Annotated in this window: 21 protein-coding genes; 5 read left to right on the top strand and 16 right to left on the bottom strand. The window is 56.7% G+C overall.

Features of this window, described 5'->3' with window-relative positions:
* Positions 1–22: 22 nt before the first annotated feature.
* The 5 genes from galU to O9H85_RS02915 form a co-directional block, all read right to left on the bottom strand.
* Positions 23–907 (bottom strand): UTP--glucose-1-phosphate uridylyltransferase GalU, encoded by an 885-nt coding sequence (gene galU / locus O9H85_RS02935; RefSeq protein WP_269879763.1) that lies wholly within the window; start codon positions 905–907, stop codon positions 23–25.
* Complete coding sequence (locus O9H85_RS02930; protein WP_269879762.1) at positions 904–1,752, bottom strand: PHP domain-containing protein; 849 nt, start codon at positions 1,750–1,752, stop codon at positions 904–906. The genes galU and O9H85_RS02930 overlap by 4 nt, the downstream gene beginning before the upstream one ends.
* A 23-nt stretch (positions 1,753–1,775) precedes the next feature.
* The gene (locus tag O9H85_RS02925; RefSeq protein WP_269879761.1) at positions 1,776–2,687 is read right to left on the bottom strand and encodes a selenium metabolism-associated LysR family transcriptional regulator; all 912 of its coding nucleotides are present in this window, start codon (positions 2,685–2,687) and stop codon (positions 1,776–1,778) included.
* Positions 2,688–2,826: 139 nt separating this feature from the next.
* Positions 2,827–3,264, bottom strand: coding sequence for a hypothetical protein (locus O9H85_RS02920; protein WP_269879760.1), 438 nt, complete (start codon positions 3,262–3,264; stop codon positions 2,827–2,829).
* A gap of 359 nt (positions 3,265–3,623) precedes the next feature.
* On the bottom strand, positions 3,624–3,890 hold the full coding sequence (locus tag O9H85_RS02915; protein ID WP_269879759.1) for a YlbG family protein: 267 nt from the start codon (positions 3,888–3,890) through the stop codon (positions 3,624–3,626).
* 46 nt (positions 3,891–3,936) lie between these two features.
* Between O9H85_RS02915 and O9H85_RS02910 the strand changes: the two genes are divergently transcribed.
* Positions 3,937–4,956 carry an asparaginase gene (locus tag O9H85_RS02910; RefSeq protein ID WP_269879758.1) on the top strand — a complete coding sequence of 340 codons (1,020 nt, stop codon included), beginning with the start codon at positions 3,937–3,939 and terminating at the stop codon, positions 4,954–4,956.
* A gap of 7 nt (positions 4,957–4,963) precedes the next feature.
* Here the strand turns inward: O9H85_RS02910 and O9H85_RS02905 are convergent, their stop codons facing one another.
* The 3 genes from O9H85_RS02905 to O9H85_RS02895 form a co-directional block, all read right to left on the bottom strand.
* Positions 4,964–5,407, bottom strand: a complete 444-nt coding sequence (locus O9H85_RS02905; protein ID WP_269879757.1) for a YlbF family regulator — start codon at positions 5,405–5,407, stop codon at positions 4,964–4,966.
* A gap of 141 nt (positions 5,408–5,548) precedes the next feature.
* The gene (locus O9H85_RS02900; RefSeq protein WP_269879756.1) at positions 5,549–7,606 is read right to left on the bottom strand and encodes a helicase-associated domain-containing protein; all 2,058 of its coding nucleotides are present in this window, start codon (positions 7,604–7,606) and stop codon (positions 5,549–5,551) included.
* Positions 7,603–9,309 (bottom strand): DNA repair helicase XPB, encoded by a 1,707-nt coding sequence (locus tag O9H85_RS02895; protein WP_269879754.1) that lies wholly within the window; start codon positions 9,307–9,309, stop codon positions 7,603–7,605. The genes O9H85_RS02900 and O9H85_RS02895 overlap by 4 nt, the downstream gene beginning before the upstream one ends.
* Before the next feature lie 159 nt (positions 9,310–9,468).
* Here O9H85_RS02895 and O9H85_RS02890 point away from each other — a divergent pair, with 159 nt between their 5' ends.
* Positions 9,469–10,026 carry a thermonuclease family protein gene (locus tag O9H85_RS02890; protein ID WP_269879753.1) on the top strand — a complete coding sequence of 186 codons (558 nt, stop codon included), beginning with the start codon at positions 9,469–9,471 and terminating at the stop codon, positions 10,024–10,026.
* Between the two features lie 76 nt (positions 10,027–10,102).
* Here O9H85_RS02890 and O9H85_RS02885 read toward each other — a convergent pair whose 3' ends face one another.
* The 3 genes from O9H85_RS02885 to O9H85_RS02875 form a co-directional block, all read right to left on the bottom strand.
* The gene (locus O9H85_RS02885) at positions 10,103–11,269 is read right to left on the bottom strand and encodes a Gfo/Idh/MocA family protein (protein WP_269879752.1); all 1,167 of its coding nucleotides are present in this window, start codon (positions 11,267–11,269) and stop codon (positions 10,103–10,105) included.
* A 176-nt stretch (positions 11,270–11,445) separates the two neighbouring features.
* Positions 11,446–11,868 (bottom strand): CBS domain-containing protein, encoded by a 423-nt coding sequence (locus O9H85_RS02880; RefSeq protein WP_269879831.1) that lies wholly within the window; start codon positions 11,866–11,868, stop codon positions 11,446–11,448.
* Between the two features lie 116 nt (positions 11,869–11,984).
* Positions 11,985–13,175: an amidohydrolase gene (locus O9H85_RS02875; protein ID WP_269879751.1), complete on the bottom strand. Its 1,191-nt coding sequence runs from the start codon at positions 13,173–13,175 to the stop codon at positions 11,985–11,987.
* Between the two features lie 299 nt (positions 13,176–13,474).
* Here O9H85_RS02875 and O9H85_RS02870 point away from each other — a divergent pair, with 299 nt between their 5' ends.
* Complete coding sequence (locus O9H85_RS02870; RefSeq protein WP_269879750.1) at positions 13,475–13,822, top strand: YugN family protein; 348 nt, start codon at positions 13,475–13,477, stop codon at positions 13,820–13,822.
* Positions 13,823–13,833: 11 nt separating this feature from the next.
* Positions 13,834–14,976 carry a putative lipid II flippase FtsW gene (gene ftsW, locus O9H85_RS02865; protein ID WP_269879749.1) on the top strand — a complete coding sequence of 381 codons (1,143 nt, stop codon included), beginning with the start codon at positions 13,834–13,836 and terminating at the stop codon, positions 14,974–14,976.
* 24 nt (positions 14,977–15,000) lie between these two features.
* Here the strand turns inward: ftsW and O9H85_RS02860 are convergent, their stop codons facing one another.
* From O9H85_RS02860 to O9H85_RS02850, 3 genes are all read right to left on the bottom strand, one after another.
* The gene (locus O9H85_RS02860) at positions 15,001–15,393 is read right to left on the bottom strand and encodes an Asp23/Gls24 family envelope stress response protein (RefSeq protein WP_269879748.1); all 393 of its coding nucleotides are present in this window, start codon (positions 15,391–15,393) and stop codon (positions 15,001–15,003) included.
* Positions 15,394–15,491: 98 nt separating this feature from the next.
* Positions 15,492–16,277, bottom strand: coding sequence for an SDR family oxidoreductase (locus O9H85_RS02855; protein ID WP_269879747.1), 786 nt, complete (start codon positions 16,275–16,277; stop codon positions 15,492–15,494).
* A 27-nt stretch (positions 16,278–16,304) separates the two neighbouring features.
* Positions 16,305–17,522, bottom strand: a complete 1,218-nt coding sequence (locus O9H85_RS02850) for a phosphodiester glycosidase family protein (protein WP_269879746.1) — start codon at positions 17,520–17,522, stop codon at positions 16,305–16,307.
* A gap of 654 nt (positions 17,523–18,176) precedes the next feature.
* Here O9H85_RS02850 and cax point away from each other — a divergent pair.
* On the top strand, positions 18,177–19,229 hold the full coding sequence (gene cax / locus O9H85_RS02845) for a calcium/proton exchanger (RefSeq protein WP_269879830.1): 1,053 nt from the start codon (positions 18,177–18,179) through the stop codon (positions 19,227–19,229).
* A 111-nt stretch (positions 19,230–19,340) separates the two neighbouring features.
* On the opposite strand, the gene O9H85_RS02840 is transcribed toward cax, so the two are convergent.
* A complete protein-coding gene (locus O9H85_RS02840; RefSeq protein ID WP_269879745.1) occupies positions 19,341–19,631 on the bottom strand; it encodes a YlaN family protein in 291 nt (96 codons plus the stop codon).
* A 224-nt stretch (positions 19,632–19,855) separates the two neighbouring features.
* Complete coding sequence (locus tag O9H85_RS02835; RefSeq protein WP_269879744.1) at positions 19,856–20,104, bottom strand: HPr family phosphocarrier protein; 249 nt, start codon at positions 20,102–20,104, stop codon at positions 19,856–19,858.
* Positions 20,105–20,113: the final 9 nt, after the last annotated feature.

Genomic DNA, 20,113 nt, shown 5'->3' with positions numbered 1-20,113 from the left:
TCCCCGGGCTTACGTATGATGTTTACCGGCTTGAGCTTGAGAGCCGGTCTGCCAACCTTCTCAAATAGTCTTCCAGCGGGCCCTTCAGTTCGTCGCGGCGAAGCGCCATCTCGATCGTCGCTTCGATGTATCCCAGCTTATCCCCGACATCGTAGCGCTGTCCCTCGATCGGGTACGCCGCCATCGGTCTGCTTCGGTTCAGGATGCGCAGCGCGTCCGTCAGCTGAATCTCGCCGCCGCGTCCCGGCTCGCTGGTCTCCAGAATGCCGAAGATCTCCGGGGTCAGAATATACCGGCCGATGACCGCAAGATTGGACGGCGCCTGATCCTGGTCCGGCTTCTCGACTAAATCCCGGATGAACGAGAGGTTCCCCTCCGTCTCCCCGGGAGAGATGATTCCGTATTTGTTCACGTCAGCCCAGGGCACCTCTTGTACGGCAATGACGGACGTCTTCGTTTGGTCGTATATATCGATCATCCGCTTGAGGCAAGGCGGCTCCGACTCGATGATATCGTCGCCCAGCAGCACGGCGAACGGCTCGTTGCCGATAAATTTGCGCGCGCAAAACACCGCGTGGCCGAGACCTAAAGGCTGCTTCTGCCGGATATAATGCACATCGGCCAACTGAGAGACCGAACGGACCGTCCGAAGCAGCGCCTCGCTGCCTTTCTCCTCAAGCAGCATCTCCAGCTCGGCGGATTTATCGAAATGATCCTCGATTGCGCGTTTGTTTCTCCCGGTTACGATCATGATATCCTCTATGCCGGAGGAGATCGCCTCTTCGACGATATATTGAATGGCCGGCTTATCTACGATCGGGAGCATTTCTTTAGGCTGCGCTTTGGTCGCCGGCAAGAAACGCGTGCCGAGACCCGCCGCCGGAATAATGGCCTTCCTGATCTTCATACTGGAACTCCTCTCCGGGTATATAGTTGATCGGTTATCTCGGCGCCGATGCGGCAGGAGCCGATCGGCGCATGAAAAACGACGCCGCCACGTTCGCCGTGGAAGTCGGAGCCCGCGGTAACGAGCAGCCCATAGGCTGCGGCAAGAACCGCGTAATGTGCCTCCTGCTCCGGCGTATGGTCCGCATGATACGCCTCCACGCCGGCGAGACCCTGCGCGGCCAATTCCGGAATGAGCGAATCCAATCCGTACAATCCGGGGTGCGCAAGCACAGCCGCGCCCCCCGCCTCCTGAATCCAACGGACCGCCGTGACCGGATCGATCCGGGGCGGATTGACATAGGCGGCCGCCCCCTGGGCCAAATACCGGTCGAACGCTTCCTTCATGGTGCCGACGTACCCCTTTCGGACGAGCGCGTCGGCAATATGAGGCCTTCCGATCGTATCGTCGCCTCGTTTCACGGTCTGAAGCGAGTCTAACACATCCTGGTAAGTCATTTCCAGTCCCAGAGCCCGGAGCCGCTCCAGAATCATTTCGTTCCTCCGCTCCCGCACCGCCCGCAGCTCCGCAAGCCGCCCCAGCAGCAGCGGATCGGTATAGTCGATCCAGTACCCCAGCACATGAATATCTTGCCCGTCCCGGACGGTGCTGATCTCCACGCCCGGAACGACCGCAATACCATATTTCAGCCCCGCTTGCCGGGCTTCTTCCAAGCCGGCTACCGTATCATGATCGGTGACTGCCATAGCGGCAAGTCCGGCTTCGGCCGCCAAACGGACATTATCCGAAGGAGACTGCGTGCCGTCCGAGGCGGTCGTGTGACTGTGCAAATCGGCGAATGCCATGTCGATTCCTCCTGTCTGTTCCTTTACAACCACTGGCTTAAATCGCGCTCTCTCAGGAACGTCATAAACGTAACCGCCGATATCGGGAGCAGCGTCGAGTTCAAATAAATCGCATGAAAGCTCCTGTCGAAGCGCACACCGTCGATTTCCTTCACTTTCAGCACGCCGAGCGCCGCTTCGTGCCGTACGGACGATTGAGACAGGATCGAGATGCCAAGTCCCGCCTCGACGGCGGATTTGACCGCTCCCGTACTCCCGAGCTCCATTACGATCCTGAGCGCGTCCGGAGCGTAGCCCGCTTTCTCCAGCTCCTCCTCCATGACCCGGCGTGTGCCGGAGCCCTGCTCGCGCAGCACAAAGGGGAACTGCAGCACTTCGTCGACCGTCACCCGCTCCCGGTCCGCGAGCGGATGCTGCTTCGGCACGATCAGCCTCAGCTCGTCGCTGAGCACCGCCTCCGTATGTACGTCCGGGTGAGACACCTCCGCCTCCACCAGGCCGAAGGTCAGCTGATGGTTCAGCACTTCCTCCAGCAGCTGCTTGGTGTTGATCACTTTCATCGACACCGAGATATTCGGATATTCCTGGCTGAACGGGCCGAGCAGCCGGGGCAAAATATATTCGCCGATCGTCAGGCTCGCTCCCAAATGGAGGCGTCCATCCAGCATATGCGTAAATTTGGACATGCCGATATCCGTTTCCTTCATGAGCTCAATGCTGCGCCGGGCGAACGGAATGAGCGCCCGGCCGGATTCCGTCAGCTCGACGCGCTTCGTCGATCTGGCGAACAGCTTCGTGCCGAAATAATCCTCCAGGGACTGGACCTGCATCGTTACCGCAGGCTGCGTCATATGCAGCGCCTGGGCGGCGTGAGAGAAGCTGCCTTTTTCGGCAACCGTATGAAAAATATGCAGCTGGTGAAAATTAAGCGCCATGAACGTTCCTCCGAATACTTGGTAATCCCATTATAACAAAAATCAGGTAAGCTTCCTATCGAAGACTGCCGGGTTCCCACGGAACGTATAAAAGGCATGCCCATGGATTCAGGCATGCCTCTGAAGACCAAACAACGGGCTATCTCCGTTTTCGGCTGTTCTTGATCAAGGTCATCCGCCGCGAATGCCGCAGCCAGGAATAGTAGGAGCGCAGATCCCTCAGCTCCATCGTCTCGGACATGCGTCCGAGAAACGTAACGACAATCAGCTTGTAGGCGGGTGCGCCGGGCTCGGACGAAGCGGTCAGTACCGGAGTAAACTCCGCTACCATGACGAGGTCCTCGTCGATCACGTACACATCCTCTTCGTTCTTATAATAGGGCCGGATCGCATTAGACTTCAGCCTGCTCCATAAAAAAGCGGTAATGTCGTGAAATCCGGTTTTGCTCTGCTCCACACGGTCGGCCCAACGCATGCGGGCATGATGGGTCACGATGATTTCAGCTATGGTCTTGCCTCCAAGCCGATTGGGAAAAGTGACGGTTTGTTCGTTAGCTCTTCTCTGACCCTCGCTCACAAAACATTACCTCCTGCCTATTTATTTGGTTCTTATATCCTATGTACAAATTTAGAGACATTAATTCCTATTGTACATTTTTTATAACGAGAATCAACTTAAAATTTTTTTAGAAACCGCTGTCATTTGTAAACAGGATAAACAGCTACGCGCCCTTGACTCACGGGGACTGGCGCGTTTATAAATTTTGGTGCCAGGATAAACGGCTACGCCATCCTTGTCTTACAAGGACCAGCGCGTTTATCAAGGTTGATGCGAAGCTATAAACTGCAAAAACTTATAAATTCTTATCAACAAAAAAACCTCCGCGAATGGAGGCTTTCTATACGACATAGGCTGGGGCAGCGCGGATGCCGCGGTTATAAGGTGTAGAATCTTGTTTTATCAGGAACATTACTGTTATACTCAGTTTTGATTTCATTACGGTACGAGCGCTCCACTTTCTTCACGAAAGGCAGCCTCTGCAGCTGCTTCATCGTGTCTTCAAGACGGCTCGCATGAACGTACATGGCCGCATAATGCAGCTTCTTAGATATAAAATGCACGCTGCCGTACTTCTCAAGCTGCTTGCCGGCCGCTTTCAAATCGCTGAACCATACAATAATGCCGCTTCGCTCCGTAAACATGGGAACCCTTCTTTCTTTATCCGAAAATGAGAGGATCGATTGACAAATGCCATCGCATCATGCCGAAATTTTAGTCGAAGTCACTCGCGGAGGGATGGTCGAGAGCCTCCACCGCGGTCATATAGCCGTCGTTGATTTCAATGGGAAGCGGATCGCTTCCGCCGGCAATCCCGATTACTATACTTTTGCCCGTTCCGCGGCCAAATTGCTTCAATTCGTCCCTCTACTCGAATCCGGCGGAATCGAGCGGTTCGACCTGACGGAGGAGGAAATCGCTCTCTGCTGCGCTTCGCATAACGGAGAGCCTCAGCATGTGGAGGCGGCCCTCGGCCTGCTGCATAAGCTCGGGCTCGGTGAAGGCGACCTGGACTGCGGCAAGCAGGATCCGTATTACAAACCGGCCGCGGAGCGGCTCTCGGCCTGCGGCTGCTCCCCATCCCAGCTGCACAACAACTGCTCCGGCAAGCATGCCGGGATGCTTGCGCTTGCCAGGCTGCTGGACGCCCCTACCGAAAGCTATATTGCCCGCGAGCATCCCGTCCAACGCAGGATGCTTAGCGCCGTCGCCGATTTATGCGGCGTGGAGGCGGACAGCATCACGCTTGGAACGGACGGCTGCGGAGTACCCGTCTTCGCCGTGCCGGTATCCGCCTTGGCTTACGCTTACGCCGGCATCGGCCGGCCGGACCGGCTGGCACCGGAGCGTGCGGAGGCATGCCGGCGCATAACCCAGGCCATACGGCGGCACCCGTTCTATGTAGCGGGTACCGACCGGTTCGATACCCGCTTGGTTGAAGTCACACGAGGACGCATTATCGGCAAGATGGGCGCCGAAGGCATCTTCGCCGCCAGCATACCTGAGGAAGCACTGGGACTCGCGCTGAAAATCGAAGACGGCGCGGAACGGGCCAGTTATCCGGCGGCGGCTGAAGCGCTGCGGCAGCTGGGCCTCCTAAGCTCGTCCGAAACGCAGCAGCTTCAGAGCTTCCTGACGCCTCCCGTCCTGAACCGCCGCGGCGACCGTGTAGGCGAGCTTCGTCCCGTCTTCCAATTGACGCGAAGCTAGATTAGGTTTAGCCGCATTTGCCGCTGCAGCTTCCGCCGCTGGAGCAGCCCCCGCCCTCCTCTGCGCCGTTTCCCGGCACCTTGATGGAATCGGATACGGCGCGGGCGAGCGTCTCGGATACCTCGAAGAGGATCTCGTCCAGGCGTTCCTCCGCGCTTTTGAAGCGGTGCACGGGTTCAAGCCGCTCCAGCTTCTCTTGAACCTCCTTCACCCGATCCAGCGCCTCATGGTAATTCGGATGAAAATGGCCGAAGCGCTGAGTTTCCTCGAACAGCTCCTTCTTCCGGCCGAACTCCCGGACCAGAACCTTAACCTCCGGGTCGGACTCCTGGCGTTCTTTCCAATATAGATAATCCGCCGTATCCGCGGAATGAATAATCATCTCGGCCAGCTCGTAGGCCCCCAGCAGCAATGCAGACATATCCAGCGTTTGTTTTTCCGTTACTGCCATGTCGGGCAGCACCTGCCTTTCTTTCAATAGTCGAACAAGACTATCATATCACAATTCGCCGGTCTTGCGCTGCCTTTTCTGCGGGGAATGGTTGCCTCGCCGCCCGGAATATTGCTTTTTTTCGTTGTCTTGCTGTAGGCCTTATTGATCATTGATGCCGGGAAGCAGCAGCTTCATCTCCTGCCATTCGTCCGCCATCCAGCGGATTTCGTTCACCTTGCCGAAAGCTTCTTCCCAAGGCCGGGCTATCCCGCCCGGCGAGGCCCCTTCGGTCCTTGTCTGCTCCCAGCCGGTCATGCACCACGACCCTCTGGACTCCTGCAGCTTACGGGGAGCCACCCGGTAATCCCGGCCCCCCTTGCGGATCAGCAGCAGCGTTCTCATGCGAATCGCCTGCTCGATCATTTCCTTGCGCGTGGACGGATGATAGCTCCGAAAGTCGCGCAGCCAGCTTCCGGGAATCTCGCTCATCTCCGGATAGAGCAGGGACACCTCCGGCAGCGTGCTTTCCATCTCGAAGTACGCGACGGAATGCCGGGAATAGAGCAGCCCCTTCTCCCCGCTCCCGCCGGACAAGCGACTGGCGGCAAGACCGGAAGTTTCCTCATGCTCCTGCCCGTCCGGCAAGCTCAGCTTCGGATAAACGGCCGCATTCGGACCGCCCTTCAGGTCTGGACGCACAGGCATGTAGCCGGCACGCTCCAACGCGTCAAACAGCGGCTGCACGGATGAAGGCGCAATAATAAAATCTTTCTCGCCCACCGGCTCGGTCAAATGCCCTGCGGCCCCCGGAAGCTTGGCGACGCTTCTGGCCGTTTCCGCATCGGCCAGGCGCAGCAATATCGCCTCGCGGAACTCGGTTTGCCCGAACGGCTTCATCCATTGCCTGAGGGTAATCAGCACATGGTCAGGAAGCTCGTATAGCGAATGGCGGACGAGAAACGCTTCGATTTCTTCCGCGGTACGGCTGTTCTCCAGCGCCCGCTTCAGCGTCTCCTTGGACAGCTTGTAAATACTCATTTGGTCCGACCGGACCAGGTCGGCCAGACAGCCGAGCTCCCAGCAAACCGCAGGCGGCACATCGGGGGGAACCAGAATTTCAAAATCCGGCTGCACGATCAGCGCTCCCTCCTCCTCTGTGTCATCCGCCGCGGCAGGGTGAAGCCTCCACACATAGCTTCCTTGCCCATCCGGCTCCAGCCAACCCAGTGCGGCGAGCGGCATCAAGCAGATCTGCTCCAGCGATTGTACGCGCTCCGCCGTTTCTTCAGGACCGGCCGCCGGAAGAAACCCCGCAAGGGCCAGCAGATTCAGCAAATCGGCAGAGGAGAAGGCCTCCCCCGGCTCAAGGCGTTCCAGCAGGATTAGGGCATGCTGCTGCCACGCTGCGGATGGAAGCGTCAAGGACCGCCAGCAGGCATAGAGCCGGCGGTTCTGCTCTCCGGCACTGAGGCTAAGCCAGCGGCTCAGCGCTTCCGGCTCCAGCACCCATTCGTCCGTCCCCGGCACCGCCAGCTCCAGACGAAGCAGGCAGTCCAGCACCACGGCAAGCTTCAGCGGGTACGCATCGGCAAAGGCGAATTTAAGCGCCGCTCCCCCCAGTGCGGCCTCATCCAGACAATTGCGCTCCGCCAGCTTCTGAATATGCTTCTTATGAAGCGTTCCGCTCTTGGTCAGCTTGAGGCCGTATTTGGCGGCGTAGACCAGCGCATGAAAGAGCTCCGCTGCCAGACCCGTTTCCGCACAGTACCCAAGCATGCCCGTTTCCCTGCGCGGTTCGGCCATCACCCGGCCTCCGGGAGGAAGCTCCGGAGCCAGCAGCCGCTGCCAGGCGGCCAGCGTCTCCTCCGGCAGCACATACACCAGCTCGCCCCACGATTTGCGAAAGGCGAATACGATGCCGAGACGCAGCAGGCCCGTGAAGCCGAGACGCAGCTCCGCTCCGGACAGGCTCGGCTCACCCCGCCTCTCGAGCTTGCCCTCATCGAACGGCTCGCAGCCCATGTGCACCATTACAAGGCGCAGCACCCGCCGTTCAAGCGGCGTCATCCGGTTCCAGACCGTTTCAAGCACTGCCGGGTCGGTCAACAGCCGCAGCAGCGGCTCGCCTCTCGCAATCCAGGAAGCATAAGCCGTGTCCGACGCCAAACGCTCATAGAGCACATCCGGCATTCTTGCCGTGATTTCCGTCAGCCTCATCCGGAGATCACCTGCTCTTTCAAGCCGCCGGAGCCCGGAGCCGCTTCGATCCGGTAAGCGTAGCCCTGCTCGATCAGAAACAGCTGGCGGTTCAGCGCAAATTCCTGCTCTTTCGTCTCCCCCGAGACAATGGTATAAAAGTAAGCTTTATTATCCCCCGTCTTCGGACGGAGAATGCGGCCGAGCCGCTGCGCTTCCTCTTGGCGTGACCCGAAGCTGCCCGACAGCTGGACAGCGACCGCCGCATCCGGCAAATCCACGGCAAAATTGGCGACCTTGGAGACGATCAGCACCCGGAGCTCACCGCTGCGGAAGGCACCGTAGAGCGTTTCCCGCTGCTCGTGGGGCGTCTGCCCCGTAATGAGAGGAGCCTTGATGCTTTCGGCTATCCGGCGCAGCTGCTCCAAATATTGCCCGATGATCAGCACCGGCTCGGTTTCATGCTGCTCGAGCAGCTTCTTCAGCACCTCCAGCTTCGCCGGGTTGACGCTCGCCAGCTTCATCTGCTCCCGCGGCTCCGCAGCCCGGTACGTTTCCCAATCCACCTCGCTGAGCGGAACCCGGAGCTCCACGCATTCGACGGAAGCGATCCAGCCCCGGCCCTCCAGTTCCTTCCACGGCAGATCGTAGCGTTTGGGTCCCACAAGGGAGAAGACGTCCTCCTCTCGGCCGTCTTCCCTGACCAGCGTCGCCGTCAGCCCCAGCCTCCGGGTCGCTTGAATATCCGCCGTCACGCGGAAAACGGGTGCCGGGAGCAAATGCACCTCATCGTACACGATGAGCCCCCAGTCCCGCTTATTGAATAAATCCATGTGAATGAACGGACCGTCCTTGGTTTTCCGATAAGTCAGCATTTGATAAGTGGCAATGGTGATCGGACGAACCTCCTTGCCGGATCCCGTATATTCCCCTACCATCTCTTCGGTGATTTCCGTTTTGTCGAGAATTTCGCGCTTCCATTGGCGCACCGAGGTGCTGTTGCTCGTCAGGATCAGCGTGGCGCAGCCAAGCTTGCCCATGGCCGCAATCCCGATAACCGTCTTGCCTGCGCCGCAGGGGAGCACGATCACCCCGCTCCCCCCTTGATGCGTCCCTTCCCGGTAGAACGAGTCGACCGCCGACCGCTGGTAATCCCGAAGCTCGAAAGCGCCCCGGTCCTCCGCCTTGCCGCGAAGCCGGATCGACAGCTCTTCCCCCTTGCTGTAGCCGGCGAGATCCTCTACCGGATAGCCCAGCTTGATGAGCTCCTGTTTAAGCAGTCCACGGTATTGCGGGGAGAACCGCAGCGTCCGCGAATCGACCTGGCACAGTCCGTAAGAGCGCAGCGATTTATAGGACACCATCTCCTTAATCGCCTCTACATCGTCCGAGATCAGCAGCAGATCCTCCCCGAGCCGTTCCATGCGGATGAGGCCGTATCGTTCCACAAAACGGATGATATCGCTGCGCAGCCCGCCGGGCAGGCCGAATTTGCTCCACCTCTCCAGAAAATCGGTAATTTCCTCCGCGGTCAGTCCGGCGGCGGCGGCGTTCCACAGCGACAACGAGGTCATGCGGTACGTATGGATATTTTCCGGGGTTTTCACCAAATCGGCAAAACGGGACAAGCCCGCGCGAACCTCTTCAAAGCTCGGGTGCCGCACTTCAAGCAGCACGCAGTAATCATTTTGCACGACCAAGGGCCGGTCTTTGTGGTATGGCATGCGGATTCCCTCCAGACTTTGGCATCTGTTCCTAGTATGAGGGGAACGCCCGTGATTTAAACATGATGCCGATTTACAAAATCGGCCCAATGCCCCTACAATAAAGGGCGGGGATCGCAGGTTCCCCGCGGCAAAGATTTACATACGGGAGTGGAGAAAATGATGCTGCGCAAAGAGAAGTGCGTCTTGCTTATCGCCGTGCTGCTGGCGGCGGTGATCGTGCTGAGCGGCTGCGGGAGCGCCTCCGCCGGCGCGGATGATCCGTTCGCTCAATCGATTCGGAGTCGTTACCCGGAGCTTAAAGACCGCAAGATTACGTTCACCGAGGTGAAGCGGGTGGTCGACGGGGACACCTTCGAGACGAAAGAGGGAGACAAGGTTCGCCTGATCGGGGTCAATACGCCCGAAACCGTCAAGCCGAACAGCCCTGTGGAGAAATACGGCAAGGAAGCGAGCGATTTCACCAAGGGCAAGCTGACGAAGAAAAAGGTGTATATGTTCGCGGATGCCGGAGACAAGGACAAATACGGCCGGCTTCTCCGCTACGTTTGGGTTGACGGCGAGCCCGTCATGTTCAACGAAGTGCTGGTCCGGGACGGCTATGCGAATACGATGACCGTTCCGCCGAACGTCATGTTCCAGAAGCGCTTCCTGCAGCTGGAGCGGGAAGCCCGCGCCGCTAAGAAAGGGCTTTGGGCGGATGATAAAAGCAAATAAGCTGCACAAGCAAGGCAGCGCAAAAAAGAGAGGCCCGTTGATGAGGCCTCTCTTGTCCTATTCCGGATGGCAGAGATCAGTGCGTTCCGCTGACGTCCATATGCTTCAGCTCTTGCATTTCCTTCTTATGCGTCGAGTTCTTGATGCGCTCCTGCAGCTTCTCGTAGTACAAGTCCTCGTTGATCGGCAGATCCACCCAGTTGTCCGTCCAAGCCGATAAGTGCATCGCGTTCGACAGCGTCAAGCCTTTGATGCCCTCTTCGCCCGGCGCAAGCAGCGGGGTACCTTTAAGAACGTAGTCGACGAAGTTTTGCGTAATGCCTTTATGCTGGGCGCCTTCGGATTTCGCGACCGGAATCTCGCACTTCCACACTTCCGGCGATCCGAAGCCGCCCTTCCACGTTGCGTTAAATTCCGGCTCCGGCGTGCGCAGCCGCCAGAAGGTCAGCTTGCCGTCTTCGACGACGATCTTCCCGTTGTCGCCCGTCACTTCGTAACGGTTCGTTCCCGGCGCTTCGCCGGTCGTCGTTACGAATAAGCCGGTCGCTCCGTTCGCGTATTCCACATAAGCGGTGACGTCGTCTTCCACCTCAATATTGCGGTACTTGCCGAAATGGCAGAACGCGCGTACACGCTGCGGCATCATATCAATCGTCCACTGCCACAGGTCAAGCTGGTGCGGGTCCTGGTTCAACAGCACGCCGCCGCCTTCTCCTGCCCACGTCGCGCGCCAGCCGCCCGAATCGTAATAGCTTTGCGAGCGGTACCAGTTGGTAATGATCCAGTTGGTGCGGCGCACCTGGCCGAGCTCGCCCGAGGTGATGAGATCACGCAGCTTCTGGTACAGCGGGTTTGTCCGCTGGTTATACATGATACCGAAGGCTTTGCCGGAACGCGCAGCCGCTTCGTTCATTTCGCGAACTTGCTTCGTGTATACGCCTGCCGGCTTCTCCACAAGCACATGGTAGCCGTGCTCGAAAGCCTGAATCGCAACCGTCGGGTGATCGTAGTGCGGCGTACAAATAAGAACCGCGTCGAATGCTTTCGATGCGAAGAAATCGTTCAAGTTGTCGAACAAGACGTAGCGGTCGCCGTGATGTTCACGGACCCAATCCAGACGCGCCGGGTCGATGTCCACGATGGCGGTCAGCTCTCCGCCCTTTACTTCATCCTTGCTCAGGTAATTTAAATGCCCCTTGCCCATATTTCCGATACCGACTATCCCGATACGTACTTTGTTCAAGTGGTTCCCCTGCCTCTCCTAAGGTTCAAACGTCATATGAAGATTTGGTGCCAAACTAAAAAATGTAAGCACTTTAAAATGCAACAAACCTATTATACTATGCACACGTGAACAAGACAATACAAAAGAAAGCCTTCCCTGCGAAAAATCAGGAAGGCGGTTGGAATTGCTTAACTTTAAACCAATTGCTTGTCTTGCTCGGAAATTTGGCTCAGCGCTTCGCCCGCTTCGTCCTCGAATTTATCCCGGACGGCTAGGTCTCCGATCGATACGATCCCGACCAATTCGCCGTTCTCGACTATCGGCAGCCGGCGGATCTGCTCCTTCGCCATAATCTTGGCTGCCTCGTCAACCGTCGTCTCCGGAGGAACGGATACGGTCTTGTCGCTCATCACTTCCTTGATGGCGGCCGAGCCTTCCCTCTTTTCGGCGAAGCCGCGGATCACAAGGTCGCGGTCCGTCAGCACGCCAATCAGCTTCTTCCCGTCGACGACCGGAATAAAGCCGGTGTCCTCCTGCTTCATTTTGACAGCAGCTTCATATACATTATCCTTCAGCGTGACAGTGGCGCAATCCGTCGTCATGATTTCGCGCAGCATTCTTGAACTCAAGGTGAATCCCTCCCGGTAGGAACTTGCACCCGGGTGCATGCCCGGCTGCTGCATATATAGAATTTCCTAGTCCCCCTATTCCCATGCCTCCGGGTAGTTAGAACTTATCGGGAATTTGCGCGCTCCTCCAAATAATCGAACGTCATGCGGAGGAAAAGCTCGGCCGCTCCGCGCATCGCGGTTTCTTCGATATCGAAGCGCGGATGATGATGGGGATGAACGATGCCCTTGCCGGGATTGCCCGCACCGACGAACATGAAGCACCCCGGAACGCGTTCCAAATAATAAGAAAAGTCTTCACCGGCCATAATCAGCGGCGACGTGCAGGCTCCATCCTCACCGAACACCTGTGCAGCCGTGCGGGCGAAACGGTTCGCCTCCGAGGCGTGATTCACGACGGGCGGATACCCCATCTTATAGTCGATGACCAGATCCGCTCCGTGCATGCGGGCTGTCGATTCGGCGATATGCTCCAGTCTCTCCTTCACCTGAAGACGCAGCTCAGGGTGGAATGTCCGCACCGTGCCTTTCAGCTGCGCCGTTTCGGCAATGACGTTGAAGCCGTTCCCGCTGTGAATCGATCCGACCGAAACGACGCACGGCTCCGTTGGGTCCGTACTGCGGCTGACGATCGATTGCAAATTAACTACCAGCTGAGACGACACGAAGACGCTGTCGATCGTATTGTGCGGCAGGCCGCCGTGCCCGCCGCGTCCCTTCAAATCAATGACGAACTCATCCGCGGCCGCCATGAGCGGACCGGACTTGCAATAGGCTGTGCCCGTCTCGAACGGCGTCCACAGATGGATGCCGTAGATTACATCCACGCCGTCCAGCGCCCCGTCCTCGATCATGCCGAGCGCTCCCCCCGGCGTAACCTCCTCCGCAGGCTGAAACAAGAAGACGATCCGTCCCGGCAATTCGTCACTCCGCTCCGATAGCACCTTGGCGACGCCAAGCAGCGCAGCCGTATGCGCATCGTGTCCGCAGGCATGCATCACCCCCGGCACCGTCGAAGCGTAATCGCAGGACTCCTTCTCGTCCTGGATCGGAAGCGCGTCCATATCCGCTCTTAATGCTACGGCAGGACCGCTCTTTCCCCCGTCGAGCACGCCTATGACGCCGTGGCCCCCTACGCCGGTGCGGACCTTCAGACCCATCGCCTTCAGCTTCTCCGCAACGAATGCCGCCGTCGCCGATTCTTGAAAGGAAAGCTCCGGATGACGATGCAGATGTCTTCTCCAAACGACCATCTCCGGATAAATCCGATCCAGCGCTTCATTGATTGATTTCATCGCTCCACTCCCCTTCTATGCGGAATAAAAGCCGCTTCTTGCTCCTCGCATCCCTGTATCAAAGATTATTTCTATTGTAACAAAATCAAAAAACCGTTTCATCCCCGGTGTCACAAGAATTTCAAAATTTTGCCTTTGGGCCTTCGCCTCCCTTTGCAATAGGCTTGCACAACGAAGGGAAACATACTATCATGGATAGGTGAGAAGTACATAGATCAATGGGGAAAAGAACGGATAGCACCGTGATTTCCATACAAGGATGAGCACAGACGTGCGATATTGATTAGGAGGTCTTGCTTGTGATTATTGAAAACAGTGGCGTCAAAGGGTTAAAAAACGATCTCGCCCATTTGGACGAGTCCATGGAGAAGCTCGGTTTCGTACGTTGGCAGTGGGAGTACTACCGTGCGACCTATGATTTGAAAATCGAAGATAAAGCGAACCGCGAGGATTATTTTCTGCGCGTGAATACCCGGGTGGAAAGCGGCAAGCTGGAATCGCCTTACGCCATCCTTTACATTGAAGATGTTTATATCGGCCGGGCGACGTTCCCGCATGGTCTGGACTATCAATCCCCGATTCCGGATTCCATCACGAAGGTCGCAAACGGCAAACTGGCGGAGCTCAAGTCTAAGCTGTCGCACTAATCGGAGCGAAGATGACTCCAACGCGACGGGGAACGCCCGATTTCCTGCTGCTTTTTCTAACCTTTCTTCTGGTATGCTTCGGACTGGCTTTCGTCTTCAGCGCAGGCATGGCTTACAAAGCGAATGACCCCGGTTACTTGGCCATTCGGCAAGGAATAGCCATCGCGGTGGGTACGGTAGCCATGTTTTTTTGTATGAACATCGATTACCGGAAGTTTCAAAAGTGGGTCGTCCCCTTCATGACCGTTACCGTTGTGCTGCTCCTTGCCGTCCCCGTCATCGGTAAAGGGGTGAACGGGGCGAAGAGCTGGATTGCGATGCCCGGCGGCTTCTCGCTTCAGCCTACGGAACTCGCCAAGCTCGCTGTCATCATCTACTTGGCTTCGATCATCAGCAAGAAAGGCGACCGTTTCAAGGAATTCAAGCGGGGGCTGTTGCCGCCGCTGGCCGTCGTCGCATTCATTTGCGCGCTGATCATGCTGCAGAATGATCTCGGCTCCACGATGATTCTTGCTGCCACCGCTGCGGTCGTTATCATCGTGGGCGGAGCCAACCTCAAGCATATTTTTTATCTCTTCTCAGCCGGAGCCGCCCTTCTTAGCATCTTCATTGCGCTGTACCTAGTCATCAAGGGCGCCGGAGGCAGCTATAAGATCGCCCGGATCACCAGCTACCTGAATCCTTGGGCCGACCCGGACGGGAGCGGATTTCAGCTCGTGCAGTCGCTTTACGCTTTCGGACACGGCGGCTTCACGGGAGCGGGCTTCGGACAGAGCATTCAGAAGCTGCATTACCTGCCGGAAGCGCACAATGACTTTATATTTTCCATTATCGGGGAAGAATTGGGCTTCGTCGGATCGGCCTTATTCCTGTTAGTGTATCTGGCCTTCATATGGCGGGGATTGATCGTCGCACTTCGCTGCAAGGAGCTGTTCGGCACGCTGACCGGCGTAGGGATCGTCGCGCTCATCGCCATCCAGGCATTTATCAATATCGGAGGCGTTACCGCCAGCATTCCAATGACAGGCGTTACGCTGCCTCTTATCAGCTACGGAGGGTCTTCGATCATTGTCACGCTGATCAGCATCGGATTTCTGCTGAGCATATCCAGGGAGTACAATAAGATAGAGAAAGAAACGAAGAAGAGAGCCTGACTGCAGGCTCTCTTGTTGTTTACTCTACTTTACGCGGTAGGATTCTTCAGACGGCGCCGCGGCGGCTTCTTCCTCCCGGAAAGCAACGCCTTCGACCTTCACGTTAACCTCCACAACCGACAGGCCGGTCATGTTCTCGACGGCTTCCCGCACATTCTCCTGCAGGTCGCGGCATACTTCTTGAATTTTGCTGCCGTAGTTGACGATAACGCGGAGATCAATGGCGGCCTCCACTTGTCCGACCTCTACGGTGACGCCCCTCTGTACGTTCTTACCGCTAAGACGCTTGGCCAATCCTTCCGAAATGCCTCCCGACATGGCGGCGATCCCCGGAGTTTCCAGTGCGGCTAGTCCGGCAATGGTCGCTACGACATCATCAGAAATGCGGATAAGACCCGTATGTAATTCTTCGCTCATGAGGATCACTCCTTCAAGGATATAGCTCTATTGTAATAAGTTCCAATACGGAAAGCAACCTGTCGAAATCCGCGGGCCGCCGGGTATTCATGTCGATGTCAAATCGCTTTGACGGCCCCGCCGTCCATGTAGAAGACGGACCCTGTCATGTAGCTGTTGACCGGCGAGAGCAGGAATGCGGCCATAGCCGCCAGCTCCTCCGGTTGCCCGTATCGTCCGAGCGGAATATTCTTCACCATCGATTCGCGAACCGTTTCGATACTGGTTTCCTCCCGAGCCGCCCGCGCCGTATCCAGCTCCACGAGTCGATCGGTTTCGATTCTTCCCGGACAGACGGTATTGAGCAGAATCCCTTCGGGACCCCATTCGACGGACAACGTCTTCATCAGCCCGACGATGCCCGTACGAAGCGTATTCGAGATCACAAGGCCAGGAATCGGCATTTTGACGGAAGTGGATGCTATCGTCACGATTCTTCCCCCCTTCTCCTTCATCAGCGGGTAAAATCCCCGGGTCAGCCGCACCACGCTCATCAGGTTGAGCTGGACGGCATGCAGCCACGCTTCCTCATCTAGCGACAGGAAGCTTCCGCTCGGCGGTCCGCCCGCATTGCATACGAGCGCATCGACGGACCCGAAGCGGTCGGCCGCCTGCTGCACGAGCCAGCCGATCTGCTCCGCGCTGCTCAAATCGACCGCCATCCCGGCGGCCGGAATGCCGTAGCGGCTCTGCAGGTCCGCACCCACCTCGCATACAGCCTGCTCATCGCGGCTGCACAGCAGGAGGCTGGCCCCTTCCGAGGCCAGCTGCTCGGCGATAGCCCGTCCGAGTCCTTTGCTCGAGGCGGTGACGACCGCCGTTTTTCCTTGCAGCTTCAAATCCATAGCTCATCTCTCTCCTTCGGTATGAGGTTATTGCTTCGGATCGTGCGTCTGGCTCCCGGTATGCCCGGTCTCGTCCTTATGGGTGGGAGCCGTTGCCTTCTTGGCCGCCTGCACCGGATGTGAGGCGGCTTTCCTCGCTTCCTGCTTCCGCTTCAGCTCCGCCTGATATTCCGGATGCGTGCTTGCGCCGCCGGGATCGATCTTCGTTAAACCTTGCCACGGGCTCGTAACCGCCACCGATTCCGGATGATCGAACACGAGAAAGGCGGAAGGCAACCGGCGTTCGCCGTATCGGCTGGACGGGTGGGTAATCAGCTCATTGTTGACCACCAGCTCCGAGGAAGCGCCCCCGTCCAGAAAACCGGCATTCATCACGCCGTGCGCCAGGAAAATATCCTGCACTTCCTTGAGCGTGGCGCCTACGCTGCTCGCCTGGCGGCCGTCGATGACGATAAAGATGACCGTTCCGTCCGCCTTTTGCCCGACAGCCGTACGCGGAGCGCGCCCCCAGCCCCCGTCGCCGCTCGTAATTAACGGCTTGCCGTTCACGATGACCCTCGGATAAAAGGATACCGCTTCCTTTACTTTCATCTTCCGCAATTCGTCCAGCGTATACTTGCCGACAATGAGCGTCCCGTTGTCGGAAAAGCCTACGATATGCTGCGCCTCTGAACCGTCCACGTCCGTGTACAGCACCCTGGCATCGGACATGACCATGCCGATCGGCGCGAAGCCGTTGCCCAGCCCGTCGGGATCGTCGAAGCCGCCGGCATTGAGGCCCGCCAACGCTCCGGTGCGGCGGACCATGTCGGTTATCCGCTCGCCCTCTCCCTGCTTGGAGGGCACGACGACGCGGATGCTCTTGGGATCGTAAACGGTCATCATCTTCCCTTTAAACAGAGTGCCCGAAATGTCTTCCACTTTAACCAAATCTCCGATCGGGCGGTTCGTTACATGGATCAGCTTCGTATTCAAAGGATCCTTCGCTTTCAAATCGCTATCATTCTCCATGGCACGGATCATCTCATCCTGCTTAGCCTTGCCGACGAACAACCAGGCCCACTCCCTGTGCTGCGTCGTAATCACCGTCTCCGCCAGAAACACCCGGAAGTCCGTTCCCATGGGGGTCAAATAAAGAAATATCGCCGCCAGTCCAATCAATATCATCATGAAGAAGGCGGCTTTCCGGAATCTTCGCGTTTTGCGTTTCGGCTTTCTTATCGTTGCTGCTGTTGTTGGATTCATATAGACCTCCTTCTTTCATTCCATCATTGTATATAAACCACATTAAATCCATATTAAAAAGCTTCTACCTTTATCGGCAATTCGGCCGAGCTTGTTTAGCGTTCGTCTCTTCAAAGCGCGAAGGAAGGCTGACACGTATAAGAAGACGGGAACTGCCGCACAATAACTGAATCCAATTTGAGGAAAAAGTTTTGACACACTCCTGACGCTGTTTGCCTTCATGATGTCCACGATCCCAGATTTATGGAATCGGGAATTTTCCAAGTTCGATGCACTAAGCGAATTATGGTCGGAGCGGCCTTCGATGAGAGTTGATCCACACCTCTCGGCCGATTGTCCGTTCTGTTCTCACCCTACACGCTCGGTATCATACTGGCGATTACATTCGCTTGGGTGCTGGTAGGCCTGAACCATATATATGTCTATGCTCAATATGCGAGCGACGTCGCAGCAGGTTATATGTATTCGTCGGCGTTTGGCTCACGCTATGCATCCTGCTTCTCGAAATCTTACGGATTGTCCGGTAAGAAAAGATGAATTCGAAACTGCCTTCCGCCTAGTAGTTTATTTTCTTTTTTTGGGGTACTTTTTGATGTAAACTATGGGAATGGACTTAGGATATTTTTACCATATGGGGTGATGGGTGATTTGGTTTTGAAACGTTACGGCTTTACGATCGGGCTGCTGGCCAGCTTCATTCTGAGCGGCGCAGCTCATTACATCGGAGCTCCGTTGTTTAGCGCCACGATGCAATTTTTCATTTCTTGCCTAGCCATCATCTTCGTCGCCGGCTTCCTCGGCAAAGCGACCGAGAGCGTCGCCCATTATGCGGGCGAGCGCTTCGGCGGATTTCTGAACGCCACCTTCGGCAATGCGGCGGAGCTCATCATAGCGATTTTCCTTGTGAAGGACGGATTGTTCGACGTCGTCAAAGCGAGCATCACCGGCTCCATTATTGGCAACATGCTGCTTGTACTGGGGCTTAGCGTCCTGCTTGGAGGCTTGAAATACAAGGAGCAGCATTTCAACGTCAAGCTTGCCGGACATAACGCCTCGCTCATGCTGCTGGCCGTCATCGCCATCTTCGTTCCGGCCAGCTTCGCCAGCTCCTTCACGAAGCCGGAGACGACGAATCTCAGCGTCATCGTATCCGTCATTCTGATCATTGCGTACTTGCTATGGCTCCTTTTTTCCATGGTCACGCATAAGAACGAGCTGTCTGACGAGGTTGTCGAGCATGGAGAAGCCGCCTGGTCCAAGGGGCTGTCGGTTGTGTACCTGTTCATTGCTACGGCCATGGTCGCGGTACAAAGCGAATGGCTGGTCGGAACGCTCGAAACGTTCAGCCATCAGTACGGGCTGTCGGAGCTGTTCGTCGGTGCCTTCCTGATCGCCATCGTCGGCAATGCCGCCGAGCACAGCGCCGCCATCATGCTCGCCCGCAAGAACAAGATCGGCGCCGCCGTCGAGATTGCCATCGGCAGCAGCCTGCAGATCGCTTTGTTCGTCTGCCCGGTGCTTGTTCTTGTCTCCATGCTGTTCGGCCAAACGATGAATCTCGTTTTTACGACTTACGAGTTGGTGGCGATCGGCGTAGCCGCCTTTATCGCTTCCTCCATCTCGCGCGACGGGTCCACCAACTGGTTCGAGGGCGTGCTGCTGCTCGTCGTTTATATCATTCTGGGCATTGCGTTCTTCCTTGTTTAAGTCTGCCTCCCACAGCAAAGGCATCCTTGCCGCCTAAGGCGATGAGGATGCCTTTGCTCATTGCTCCTGCTGCCGGACCAACAAAAAAGAGCAACCCTTTGCTCGAAAAGGTTACTCTTTGCTTTGACTGAGCGCTTCGTATAGCTGCGCAAGATTACGCTCCAGCTTGACCATGATCTGCTTGCCGGCCGATTCCTGAATCAGCTCCGCCCGAATCGCAAAATCAATCTCTCTGGATAACCCGTACATCTGCGTATCTAAGACCTCTTCATACAGAGGACACTGTCTCGTCGTCAGGTTCTCCATCTGCACTTCGATGAGCTTCTCGATCTTGTCGGCATCCTCCTGCAGCAATTGCAGCGCTTTCTGCGACAAGCCAAGCAGCAAATCCGATGATGACACGGCGCTTCCCCCCTGTATACATCTTCGGCTCCGCTTCTTCCTCGGGAGAGGACCGCATCGCCTTCCTAGTTTCCCCAAAGTGACGTGAGCCTATCAGCTTGCCCGCTCACATTCCCTAACTTTAATATAGTCGAAATTCGCGCAAGAAACAAGCCTTGGCCGCCCAAAAAACAAAAGGCACCTCCGCCGGGGCGGAAATGCCTTTGATTCGCCAATTTCGTTTCCTAATCTTGGATGCTGTTCACCGTCAGACCGTGTTTTGCGAACACTTCCGCCATAGCGGCCTTCGCTTCTTCGGCATCCGGTCCGTGCACATGAAGGTCGTAATTGCTGGTCGTGAGCAAAGTCGTGAACAAGCCCAGAATGCTCTTTACATCGATATACTTGTTATCGTACTGGAGTACAATCGAAGAACGAAACTTGTTAGCGGTTTGCGAGATCTCTACAATTGCGGCATTGTTGGCGTTTGGCATAAGAATCCC

The organism is Paenibacillus gyeongsangnamensis (assembly GCF_027533625.1).
GTDB lineage: Bacteria > Bacillota > Bacilli > Paenibacillales > NBRC-103111 > Paenibacillus_G > Paenibacillus_G gyeongsangnamensis.
This window is presented reverse-complemented; position numbering and strand designations above follow the sequence as displayed.

What these genes read in the sequence shown, in the direction of transcription:
- galU (WP_269879763.1), bottom strand. Translation starts at nt 907, where the DNA reads ATGAAGATCAGGAAGGCCATTATTCCGGCGGCGGGTCTCGGCACGCGT.
- O9H85_RS02930 (WP_269879762.1), bottom strand. Translation starts at nt 1,752, where the DNA reads ATGGCATTCGCCGATTTGCACAGTCACACGACCGCCTCGGACGGCACG.
- O9H85_RS02925 (WP_269879761.1), bottom strand. Translation starts at nt 2,687, where the DNA reads ATGGCGCTTAATTTTCACCAGCTGCATATTTTTCATACGGTTGCCGAA.
- O9H85_RS02915 (WP_269879759.1), bottom strand. Translation starts at nt 3,890, where the DNA reads ATGTTTACGGAGCGAAGCGGCATTATTGTATGGTTCAGCGATTTGAAA.
- O9H85_RS02910 (WP_269879758.1), top strand. Translation starts at nt 3,937, where the DNA reads ATGCCATCGCATCATGCCGAAATTTTAGTCGAAGTCACTCGCGGAGGG.
- O9H85_RS02905 (WP_269879757.1), bottom strand. Translation starts at nt 5,407, where the DNA reads ATGGCAGTAACGGAAAAACAAACGCTGGATATGTCTGCATTGCTGCTG.
- O9H85_RS02900 (WP_269879756.1), bottom strand. Translation starts at nt 7,606, where the DNA reads ATGAGGCTGACGGAAATCACGGCAAGAATGCCGGATGTGCTCTATGAG.
- O9H85_RS02895 (WP_269879754.1), bottom strand. Translation starts at nt 9,309, where the DNA reads ATGCCATACCACAAAGACCGGCCCTTGGTCGTGCAAAATGATTACTGC.
- O9H85_RS02890 (WP_269879753.1), top strand. Translation starts at nt 9,469, where the DNA reads ATGATGCTGCGCAAAGAGAAGTGCGTCTTGCTTATCGCCGTGCTGCTG.
- O9H85_RS02880 (WP_269879831.1), bottom strand. Translation starts at nt 11,868, where the DNA reads ATGCTGCGCGAAATCATGACGACGGATTGCGCCACTGTCACGCTGAAG.
- O9H85_RS02875 (WP_269879751.1), bottom strand. Translation starts at nt 13,175, where the DNA reads ATGAAATCAATCAATGAAGCGCTGGATCGGATTTATCCGGAGATGGTC.
- ftsW (WP_269879749.1), top strand. Translation starts at nt 13,834, where the DNA reads ATGACTCCAACGCGACGGGGAACGCCCGATTTCCTGCTGCTTTTTCTA.
- O9H85_RS02860 (WP_269879748.1), bottom strand. Translation starts at nt 15,393, where the DNA reads ATGAGCGAAGAATTACATACGGGTCTTATCCGCATTTCTGATGATGTC.
- O9H85_RS02855 (WP_269879747.1), bottom strand. Translation starts at nt 16,277, where the DNA reads ATGGATTTGAAGCTGCAAGGAAAAACGGCGGTCGTCACCGCCTCGAGC.
- O9H85_RS02850 (WP_269879746.1), bottom strand. Translation starts at nt 17,522, where the DNA reads ATGAATCCAACAACAGCAGCAACGATAAGAAAGCCGAAACGCAAAACG.
- O9H85_RS02835 (WP_269879744.1), bottom strand. Translation starts at nt 20,104, where the DNA reads ATGCCAAACGCCAACAATGCCGCAATTGTAGAGATCTCGCAAACCGCT.